The organism is Bifidobacterium sp. UBA6881 (assembly GCA_002451435.1).
In the GTDB taxonomy this organism is placed as follows: domain Bacteria; phylum Actinomycetota; class Actinomycetes; order Actinomycetales; family Bifidobacteriaceae; genus Bifidobacterium.
Window position 1 is genome coordinate 19,140 of the sequence record DKCF01000042.1, and the last position, 10,678, is coordinate 29,817.

At 62.8% G+C, this 10,678-nt stretch carries 9 protein-coding genes; 6 read left to right on the forward strand and 3 right to left on the reverse strand.

All coding sequences use genetic code 11. The features are described 5' to 3' along the window. The 3 genes from B3C64_RS03545 to B3C64_RS03555 all read right to left on the reverse strand — a co-directional run. The coding region (locus tag B3C64_RS03545; RefSeq protein ID WP_291533781.1) for a magnesium chelatase domain-containing protein at nt 1–442 on the reverse strand (442 nt) is incomplete at its 3' end. Continuing rightward, entirely contained in the window at nt 442–894 is a 453-nt protein-coding gene (locus B3C64_RS03550) for a YraN family protein (RefSeq protein ID WP_291533782.1), read from the reverse strand. The genes B3C64_RS03545 and B3C64_RS03550, both read right to left, overlap by 1 nt. A gap of 222 nt (nt 895–1,116) precedes the next feature. Continuing rightward, nucleotides 1,117–1,992, reverse strand: coding sequence for a pyridoxamine kinase (locus B3C64_RS03555; protein WP_291533783.1), 876 nt, complete (start codon nt 1,990–1,992; stop codon nt 1,117–1,119). 329 nt (nt 1,993–2,321) lie between these two features. Between B3C64_RS03555 and B3C64_RS03560 the strand changes: the two genes are divergently transcribed. From B3C64_RS03560 to B3C64_RS03585, 6 genes are all read left to right on the forward strand, one after another. Beyond that, on the forward strand, nt 2,322–3,635 hold the full coding sequence (locus tag B3C64_RS03560) for an O-acetylhomoserine aminocarboxypropyltransferase/cysteine synthase family protein (RefSeq protein WP_414632158.1): 1,314 nt from the start codon (nt 2,322–2,324) through the stop codon (nt 3,633–3,635). Between the two features lie 353 nt (nt 3,636–3,988). Further along, entirely contained in the window at nt 3,989–4,540 is a 552-nt protein-coding gene (locus tag B3C64_RS03565; protein WP_291533784.1) for an ECF transporter S component, read from the forward strand. A gap of 121 nt (nt 4,541–4,661) precedes the next feature. Next, complete coding sequence (locus B3C64_RS03570) at nt 4,662–6,260, forward strand: ABC transporter ATP-binding protein (RefSeq protein WP_291533785.1); 1,599 nt, start codon at nt 4,662–4,664, stop codon at nt 6,258–6,260. Further along, the gene (locus B3C64_RS03575) at nt 6,260–7,069 is read left to right on the forward strand and encodes an energy-coupling factor transporter transmembrane component T family protein (RefSeq protein ID WP_291533786.1); all 810 of its coding nucleotides are present in this window, start codon (nt 6,260–6,262) and stop codon (nt 7,067–7,069) included. The genes B3C64_RS03570 and B3C64_RS03575 overlap by 1 nt, the downstream gene beginning before the upstream one ends. Before the next feature lie 142 nt (nt 7,070–7,211). Further along, a complete protein-coding gene (locus B3C64_RS03580) occupies nt 7,212–8,006 on the forward strand; it encodes an ABC transporter ATP-binding protein (RefSeq protein ID WP_291533787.1) in 795 nt (264 codons plus the stop codon). 37 nt (nt 8,007–8,043) lie between these two features. Beyond that, nucleotides 8,044–10,677: an ABC transporter permease gene (locus B3C64_RS03585; protein WP_291533788.1), complete on the forward strand. Its 2,634-nt coding sequence runs from the start codon at nt 8,044–8,046 to the stop codon at nt 10,675–10,677. Nucleotide 10,678: the final 1 nt, after the last annotated feature.

Genomic DNA, 10,678 nt, shown 5'->3' on the forward strand with positions numbered 1-10,678 from the left:
CGGCCTCGTCCAGGTTGTCCTGCGGCACGATGATTTTGGCGATGCCCTGTTCCCGCGCGTGCAGCATGATCGGCAACAGTCCATTGATCGGCAGCACCGAGCCGTCGAGATTCACCTCACCCAGCACCAAGGTGTCGGCGAGGCAGTCGGCGGCGATCGCGCCCGACGCGCTGAGCACGCTTGCGGCGATCGCCAGATCATGGGACGATCCGCGTTTGGGCATGGAGGCCGGTGAAAGATTCACGGTGACTCGGGTCTCGGGCCATTTGAAGCCGCTGGCCTGGCATGCGGATTTCACCCGTTCGCGCGCTTCGGAAAGCGACATGTCGGGAAGTCCGATGATGGAGAAATACGGAAGACCGGGGGAGACGAAGGCCTGGACCTGGATGGTGAATGCCTTCAATCCGACCAGCCCCACGGAAAGCGCGCTGCCGATTGCCATCAGAACGCTCCCTTGATGTGGTGGACCAGCGGAGCGTCGCCCCGCACGATGACGCTGATGACGTCGAATCGCACGCCATTGTTCCGCGACCGGTGCTCGGGCGCGGCCAGCCATTGCACGGCGGCGTGGCGCAGGTTGATCTGTTTGGCCGGCGTCACGGCCTCCTGGGGCGTGCCATAGCGCAAAGTGCGTCGCGTCTTGACCTCGACGAAGACGATGCGTCCCGTCTCGTCGCGCGCCACGATGTCGAGTTCGCCGTAACGGCAATGCCAATTGCGGTCGAGAATGCGCCAGCCTTGGTGGCTCAGCCATGCCGCGGCATAGCTTTCGCCGAGTTCGCCCACACGGCGTGCGCGCAGGGTGCCTTCGCACAGCCGTCGTGCGATGGGTTCGAGTCTTTCCTCCGGCCGCTGCGTCGTGGTCGGAGCGCCTGATGATGTTGCGGTGTTCATGGTTCAAGTCCATCAGAGCATCGCGTTCCTGCGCAAGGCGCGGCGGCGAATGTGCATAAGTCGAAAGGTTCCTGGCGTGTTGTGGATGGGATGTGGACAATTACGCGCTATCCACACGCATCCACAGGTCCTGACCGCCCACGGGCACGTCCGGCGTCATTGCCGGTTTGGAGCGGGGCGGCGGAACGGCCGTTCCCGGCGTTCCGCTCCGGCATCGCCCAATCAGCGTCGCGCCAACCCGGTCAATTCGCCCAGATTCAGTTCGAAGCTCACGCCGCGTTCCTCATGGCGTGGCTGGTGCTGCGTGCTTTCCATCGCATGGCGGACGAATTCCCCGGCGATATGCGCCGATTCGGCCAATGGCCTGCCCGCCATCACCGCGCCGCACAGTGCGGAGGCGAACGCGTCGCCCGTTCCATGCGTCATGAACGGCAGCTTGTCGTGCGCAAGTTCCCGCTTGCCGGCCGAGCCCGTCGAAGAGGAAGCCACATAATTGCGGATCTTGCCGTCACCTCGGTCGATGCCCTTCAGCACGACGTTCTTCGCGCCGGAGGACAGCAAGGCGTCGAGCGTCGCATCCACCTGCGCGTCATCGATGTTCTGGCCCGCGTAGTCGCGCCCGGTCAGAATGGAAGCCTCGGTCAGATTCGGCATCAGCACGTCCGCGCCGTCGGCCAGCGTGCACATCGCCTCGCACAGCTCCGGAGTATAGGTGGGGTAGGTCTCGCCGCCGTCGCCCATCACCGGATCGACCAATCGCAGCGCATGCGGATATTCCGCATACAGGCGCTTGATGATCGCGACCTGGTCGGCGGAACCGAGGAAACCGGAGTACACGCCGTCGAGGTCCACGTTCTCCTTGCGCCACGCGTCCAGATAGCCGTCCAGGATCTCTGTCGTGTCATGGAACGTGAATACCTGGTAGCGCGTGTGCGCGGAGAACAACGCGGTGGGCACAGGGCACACGTCGCAGCCCGCCGCCGACAGGATCGGAATCGCCGCCGTCAACGAGCACTTGCCGTAGCCGCACATGTCGTGCACCGCGGCGACGCGCGGAATATACCGCGGATCGCGGTCGTACAGAATCTCATCACTCATATCGAACCTCGCTTACATTGTTCGTCCACCGACTCTAGCCATCGGCGCGACCATGTTCCGTCAACGGTCCGATTGCCGGTTCCCCGATGGCCGTTGCATCGGCGTGTCGTGGATTTTCCAAGCCGTTTTCAGGAAATCGGAGAAGCGTGAAAAGGTAATAACGCCAACGGTTTATAAAGGGGTATAGGCAAGCGCGATAACGGTTGGCTTGCGTCGCGCTCGGCAATCGGTTTATTGTCACTACCAACACCCGGCCAACCGCCTTACACGGCAAGGCGGGTGACCGAACAGAACGAAAAGACCATCCACTTCCACCAAGGAGCGACATCATGGCAGACAACAAGAACTACCGCTTCGAAACCCTGCAGCTGCACGTCGGCCAGGAGCAGGCCGACCCGGTGACCGATTCCCGCGCGGTCCCGATCTACCAGACCACCAGCTACGTCTTCCACAACTTCGACCACGCCGAGGCACGCTTCGGACTGGCCGACCCGGGCAACATCTACGGCCGTCTGACCAACTCCACCCAGGCCGTGTTCGAAGACCGCATCGCCGCCCTCGAAGGCGGCACCGCCGGCCTGGCCGTCGCCTCCGGCGCGGCCGCGGTGGAATACGCGGTGCGCAACATCACCCAGACCGGCGACCACATCGTCGCAGCCAAGAACGTGTACGGCGGCACCTTCAACCTGCTGCGCCACACCCTGCCGCGCGACGGTGTGAACACCACCTTCGTCTCCGCCGAAAACCCGCAGGAGTTCGAGGACGCCATCCAGGAGAACACCAAGCTCGTCTACTTCGAGACCTTCGGCAACCCGAACGCCGACCTGCCGGACTTCGAGGCCATCACCGCCATCGCGCACAAGCACCACCTTCCGGTGATCGTGGACAACACCTTCGCCTCCCCGTACCTGTTCCGTCCGCTGGAGCACGGCGCCGACGTCGTGGTCGAATCCGCGACCAAGTTCATCGGCGGCCACGGCACCACCCTCGGCGGCGTGATCGTCGAAGGCGGCAACTTCAACTGGGCCGAGGTGCCGGGCAAGTTCCCGACCCTGACCGAGCCGGATCCGTCCTACCACGGCCTCAACTTCTACGAGGCGCTTGGCGGAACCGCGTTCGTGACCCGTGTGCGCGCCATCCTGCTGCGCGACACCGGCGCCACCCTGTCCCCGCTCGCGGCGTTCCTGCTGCTGCAGGGCACGGAGACCCTGTCCCTGCGCGTCGAGCGCCACGTCCAGAACGCCCTGAAGGTCATCGACTACCTGAAGACCGTTCCGGAGGTCGAATCCATCTCCCATCCGTCCATCGAAGGCCGCAAGGACAACGCGCTGTACAAGAAGTACTTCCCGAACGGCGGCGGCTCCATCTTCACCTTCGACATCAAGGGCGGCAAGGACGCGGCACGTGTGTTCATCGACAACCTGCACCTGTTCAGCCTGCTGGCCAACGTCGCCGACGCCAAGAGCCTGGTGATCCACCCGGCCTCCACCACGCACTCCCAGGAGACCGTGGAGGAGCTTGAGGACCAGGGCATTCACCAGGGCACCATCCGCCTGTCCATCGGCATCGAGAACATCGACGACATCATCGAGGACCTCGAAGGCGGCTTCAAGGCCCTGCGCGAATCCGGCCTGGCCAAGTGACCGTCGCGGACGACCACGGCGGTTCAATAGACATTCCGGCGTGAGATATTAGACGATTGGAACCAACAGGGCGGGCGGTCCATGGAAAAGCCATGGACCGCCCGCCCTGTCGCGCGTCGGCGGCGACCGCGTTTCCTTATGTGCGAAACCATGTCACAGGTTCGCCCATCTGAACCGCCTTTACGCATGCACAGGGGGCAAGCGCTTGTATCCCACGCGGTATAGGATGCAAGGCATTGCGAAGAGACGCCACGGAAACGCGGCATGGAGGAAGCCCCGCGCGAACGCATGCTTCGGAAATCGCGGCATGCGTGATTCGTCGGCGCGCGTCCGGCAAGAAAAGAAGAGGGATTATGGTTCAGGAAATCAGAAAAGGCGCGAGGAAGACCCTGGGCGCCAACGCCATTCCGCTGGTCGCCATCATGACCGCGGTCACCACCGTGCTCACCATGTTCGTGAAGATTCCCACTCCGACTCGCGGATACCTCAACCTGTCGGACACCATGATCTTCTTCAGCGCCTATGCGTTCGGGCCATGGGTCGGCGGCATCATCGGCGGGCTTGGCCCGGCATTGTCCGACCTTATTTCCGGATATCCGCAATGGGCCGTCTTCACCTTCATCATCGACGGCGCCCAGGCGGTGCTGGCCGGATCGCTGATCAGAACATTCAAGCCGGTGAACATCGTCGTCGGCTCGCTCGTCGCGGGCATCTGGAAGGTGTTCGGCTACTTCATCGCCGGCGGCATCCTCTCCGGTTTCGGCCCCGCCTTGGGTGAGATCGTGGGCAATTCATTCCAGATGGTGGTTGGATTGATCGTGGGCGCCGCATTGTTCTCCGCGGTGCGCAAGGCGTATCCGCCGTTGGTGCGCATGGGCAACCTCGGCGTCAAGCACGGTGAGTGATACATTTATACTTTGTGGGACATCAGGCCCGTGGGATTGCCGGGAACGGCGATTCACGGGTTTGCCCGTCGAATGCGGCAAGGGTCTTTCGGCAAACCTTCGGGGAATATGAGGTGAAAGCATGATCACGGTTCGTGATTTGGGGTGGAGGTACGCGCCGCTGACCGATGGCGCCAAACCGGTCGAAAGCCTCAGACACGTCACCTTCGACATCCATTCCGGTTCATTCGTCGGCATCATCGGGCCGACCGGCGCGGGCAAATCCACACTGTGCATGGCTTTGGCGGGCATCATCCCGAATCTGGCGGATGGCACGATGACCGGCACGGTGGAAATCAACGGAATGGACACCAGCCATCATTCCGTATCCGCGTTGTCGGAACGCGTCGGCTATGTGCAGCAGGACCCCGAATCCCAATTGTTCTGCGCCACGGTCGAGGACGAAATCGCATTCCCTTTGGAGAACCGGGGCGTGGACCCGCAGATCATTGACCATCAGATCGACGTCATGCTCGATCTGGTCGGCATGACCGGATACCGCAAGCGCGTGCCCACCAGTCTGTCCGGCGGGCAGATGCAGCGCGTCGCCATCGCGGCGGCGCTCGCGGCCGAACCCGATGTGCTGATCCTCGATGAGCCGACGGCGGCGCTTGACCCCGAGGGACGTCAAGAGGTTTTCGATGCGTTGGAACGCATTCGCCAGACCCGCGCGATGACGGTCATCATCGCCGAGCAGGACACCGAACACATCGCCTATTGGGCGGATCAGGTGCTGTTCATGGTCAACGGCGAGCTGATCCGCAACGACGACACCAGTCTGTTCACCCGTGAGAGGGGATTGCTGGAATCCTCCGGTGTCCGCGTGGACGAAGGCCCCGTCCCCGTAGTCAAGGCGCTTGCGCGGAAAGACCATGATGAGCCGAAGGACCCCGTCATCAGCTTGAACCATGTCTCGTACCGTTACAAGCACGGCGGCAACGCGTCCTTGGCGCTCGACGATGTGAGCGTGCGCATCGAACGGGGCGCTTTCGTCGGGCTTGTCGGACGCAATGGCTCAGGCAAGACCACGCTTGCGAAGCACCTGAACGGATTGATTCGTCCGGTCAAGGGCAGCGTGGTCGTGGACGGACTCGATGTCGGCGACCACAGCGTCGGCGAAATGGCCGCCCATGTCGGTTTCGTATTCCAGAATCCCGACCATCAGATTTTCTGCTCCACCACCAAGGACGAGATCGCATTCGGACCGACGGCGCTCGGACTGGACGGCGCCACCGTGTTCAAACGCGTCGATGAGATGCTCACTCTGTTCGACCTGCACCGCTACGAAAACGTCTCGCCGGCGACGCTCGGCTACGGAGAGCGCAGGGCCGTCGCGCTATCGTCGGTGATCGCCATGCGCACGCCCATTCTGGTGCTCGACGAGCCGACCGCGGGATTGGACCACAGGCTCGCCGCGCGCTTCCTCGGTGCGGTGGCGAAACTCAACAGTCACGGCGTCACCGTGATCATGATCAGCCACGACATGCGCGCGGTGTACCGGTACTGCACCCACGTGCTGGAAATGGATGACGGCCATGTCGTGCAATACGGGCCGATCGACCGTACCGAGCGGACGCAGCAACCGCAGACGCGCCGCCAACGCAAGCCACGCAAGTCACACGGTCCCGTATCCGCGACGCATGTACTGCTGAAGGTCACGAAACATGAGGAGGAACACTGATGGACGCCGATCTGTATGTGCCGGGCGACGGCTGGCTGCATCGCATCGACCCACGTGTGAAATTCCTCATCACCGTGGCATTGCTCGTGCTGTGCCTCGTATGGCGCAATTGGGCCTTCATCCTGGGTGCGTTGGTGCTTGAGCATGTGATGCTCGTCACCGACCGCATTCCCGCGGAACGCATCGCATGGGTGTGGAAGATCCTCGCGGTGATCATCGTGCTCATCGTCGTGCTATGGCCTGTTTTCGATACCGGAGGCACGCATGTGCTCCTCCAGTGGGGATGGTTCAGACTCACCCGGGAGAACCTGCTGATGGCCGTGGTGATGGGGCTGCGCATTCCCGCGCTTGGTTTCGCCTGCTTCCTCACGCTGTTCACCACCAGCCAGACCAGGCTCATTCGCGGCATGACCGCCCTCGGCATGCCGTACAAGGCCGGATTGACGCTGGCCACGACGCTGCGTTACATTCCCGTGTTCTTCTCCATCTTCCAATCCGTGTCGGCCGCCCAACGCGCCCGCGGACTCGACCTGGGCGGCAAAACCGACGCGACCGGCAACAAACGCAACGTGTTCACTCGACTCGTCGGCAGATTCAGGTCGTATCTGCCGATCATCGTCGCGGTGCTCATCCGCGCGTACAAAATGAGCCAAAGCGTGGGATGGGCGATGGAATCGCGCGGACTCAACCTCAACAACGCGCGCCGCACCTACCGTGTGGCGCTGCGTATGCGCGCCGTCGACTGGATCGTCCTCGCCGTCACGGTGCTCGCCATCGGCGGCAGCGTCTGGCTGATGTTCTGGCTGTGACGGGGTTCGGCGTCCGGGCACATCGGGAAATTCCCGGACGTACTCATACTCAAGGATGAGATGAGGATTCACCCCGACGCATGATGTTCGCGGATGCCGTCGTTCCGTACCTTGGAAGTGATTCCAAGGAAAGGACGACGGCATGGACATCAGAGACGTCATCAAATCGAACGACACGGCCATAGAAGCCATCGATCTCGTCAAAGACTACGGTACCGGCGCAAACGCGGTGCATGCGTTGCGCAATGTGAGCGTGGCCTTCGAACGGGGGAGATTCACCGCCATCATGGGACCGTCCGGTTCCGGCAAATCCACGTTGATGCACACCCTCGCCGGACTCGATTCGGCCACAGGCGGGCGCATCATGTTCGACGGCCGCGATCTGACGAAGATGAACGACAAGCAGCTGACCTTGCTGCGCAGGCACGACATCGGCTTCATCTTCCAAAGCTTCAACCTGCTGCCGATGTTCACCGCGCGCCAGAACATCGTCATGCCACTGACCCTGGCGGGCCGCAGACCCGACGCGCAATGGCTGCGTCTGCTGGTCGAGACACTGGGATTGAAGGAACGTCTGGACCATCGTCCCAACGAACTGTCCGGCGGCCAGCAGCAGCGCGTCGCCATCGCACGCGCGTTGATCACCAAGCCCAAACTCGTGTTCGCCGACGAGCCGACCGGCAACCTCGATTCGGTTTCCAGCGCCGAAGTGCTGGATTTCCTCAGAAAATCCGTCGACGAGCTCGGCCGGACCATCATCATGGTCACCCACGACGCGGTCGCGGCATCATACGCAGACAGAGCCATCGTATTCGCGGATGGACGCATCGTTGCCGATGCGGACCAGCCGACGGCGGACCTCATGAGCGAACTGCTGATGAAGGAACGTGAAGCGGCCGGCGGCGTTGCGCCCGCCCTGCCACGCCACGGACGCTGACGTCGAAATCCGCGAAAGAAGAAGGAACAGCAGAACCATGTGGTCCATAACATTGAAACTGATGCGCAAAACCAAGCGCATGCTCATTCCCGCAGGCATCGCCATCATGATCGGCGCTGCGTTCATCGCCAGCACCTTCCTGTTCGGCAACGCCATGAAGGATTCCCTGATCCGCCAGACGACGGCCATGTTCGGCGACTCCAACTACTCCATCACGCTCGACTCATCCGCGTTGAACGACAAGGAACTCAACGCGGCATACGCCACGACGGTCGGGGATTTCCACATCGACCAGCTGCGCGGCACCGAAGGCGTCGACGGCGTGCGCGTCTCCACGGAAACCGGCGTGAACGTGTCCAAAGACGGCAAGCACGTCAGTGGCGAACTCATCTCCACCGCGAAAGACAAGGCCATGCTGCCGGTCACCATCACGCAAGGCGACCAGCCAAAGGATTCGAATGAGGTGGCGTTGCCGAAATCGCTTGCCGCGCAGCTCGACGCGCATATCGGAGACACCGTCGACATCGCGTCCCGCACCGCCGCGTCCGGCGACGGCGCCAAAGCCAAAGCCGAACAAGTGCGCGTGGTCGGCATCGCCACCGATCCCAACGGCGCCTACTCGTACTACGGCGGCGCGATCGTGGGATCCGACAATCTTCTCGCGCTGATGCAGGGGGCCGACGATTTCAACACCGTCAACGCGATGACGGTCTACCTCGACCTGTCCGAGAACGGCAACGAAGTCGCGGCGAAAACCCTCGATGCCGTCAACCGGCTGCTGCCGAAGCATTTCACGCTGATGGCGAAGCAGCAGGCCGGCGAACAGAATCTCAAATCGCTTGGCAACGGGGCCGATGTCGTCACCCAGTTCCTGATGTGCTTCGGTGTGCTGGCCATGCTGGTCGCGGCCCTGGTGATCGCCAACACCTTCCAAGTGCTGGTCGCGCAGCGCAGACGAACGCTTGCCCTGCTGCGCACCGTCGGCGCGACGAAAAACCAGCTGCATGGATCCGTATTGTTCGAAGCCGCGGTGCTCGGTCTCATCGCATCGACGTTCGGTGTCGGCCTTGGCGTGCTGCTCATGTGGGCATTGTGCGCAAGCGGCGTCACCGGCCAGAACATGCGGCTCGTGATCTCCTGGCAGGTGTTCGCGGTGCCGATTGCGTTCGGCGCCATCATGACGATACTGGCCTCCCTCGGATCCGCGCGGTCCGCGACCTCCGTGACCCCATTGGAGGCGCTGCGCCCGATTGAAACGGTCGACCGTCGTCGCGGCGGCATCGCGCGTGCGTCGATCGGCGTCCTGCTGATCGTCGCCGGCATCGCATTGGCGGCCGTATCGATATGGCGGATCCAGTCTGCTGACGGCGGCGCCGCGGACGAAGCCCAATACTCCGTGACGCTGATGATGGCCATCGCGGGCGCCGCGTCGACGTTCCTCGGCATGGTGGTCACCGCGGTCTTCTGGCTGCCGGTCCTGATGAAAGGCGTCGGCGTTCTTGCGGCCTTGGCAGGCCCCTCGGCAAAAGTGGCGAACGCGAACATCCGGAAGAATCCGCGCCGCATCGCCTCGACCGGCACGGCATTGCTGATCGGCGTCACGTTGGTCTCCACCATCGCGACGGGAGCGGCCAGCTCAAAACAGACGATGAACGATGCGATCGCCACCCGATACAGCGTGGACATCGTGGCCGTGGGCGACGACATAAGCCGGAGCATGGCCGATGACGTGACCGGCATCGATGGTGTGGACGCCGCATTGTACGCTCCCGCGACGGTGGTAACCCTCGACGGAACCGATGACGAGCCGGGCGGACAGGTGCTGCTGGTCGGTGTGAGGAACGCCGACCAGGTGCGGCATGTGATGCGCGCGCGGCTCGACGATGCGAACATCACGCCGAACGACGTGCTCATGCCGCGATACAACGCGTTGACCGGCAAGCGATTCGCCTTCGCCGGCGGCAATGCCGAATTCAAGGCCATGCATGACGGGAAGGCCGAGCATACGCTCACCTTGCACGCCGAGCAGAACGACTATCGAAGGGTCTCCGGCGATTACGCGGCGGTCGGATTCGTGGACGAACGCCACTTTTCCGACGGTGGCCTTGACGCCACCACGCATATGCTGCTGGTCAAAACCGACACCGACAAGCCGGGCGTCTCCGTCGACAACGTCTACACGCAGGTGCAGGAGGCATTGGCGGACAGCACGAACGCGACCGTCTCCGGGCCCGTCGCCGAACGTTTGCAATGGGCGCAGATGGTCGATTCCATGATGATGCTCATGGTCGGACTCATCGCGGTGGCCGTGCTCATCGCCCTCGTCGGCGTCGCCAACACGTTGTCGCTGTCGGTGATCGAACGCACCCGCGAATCCGCGACCTTGCGCGCCATCGGAATGACGCGAGGCCAACTGCGTGCGTCATTGGCAGTGGAGGCGTTGCTTATCGCGTTGGTATCCGGCGTGTCCGGCATCCTGCTCGGCACATTGTTCGGATGGCTCGGCGCGTATGTGGTGCTCGAACAGTTCGGCACGGTCGTCTTCCCCTTCGAATGGGGCGCCAACGGCATCGTGCTCATGGTCTCGGTCGTGGCCGCGCTTCTGGCCAGCGTGCTTCCCGCGCATCGTGCGGCGAACACCCCGCCGGTCGAGGCGCTCTCCGAAGCCTAGT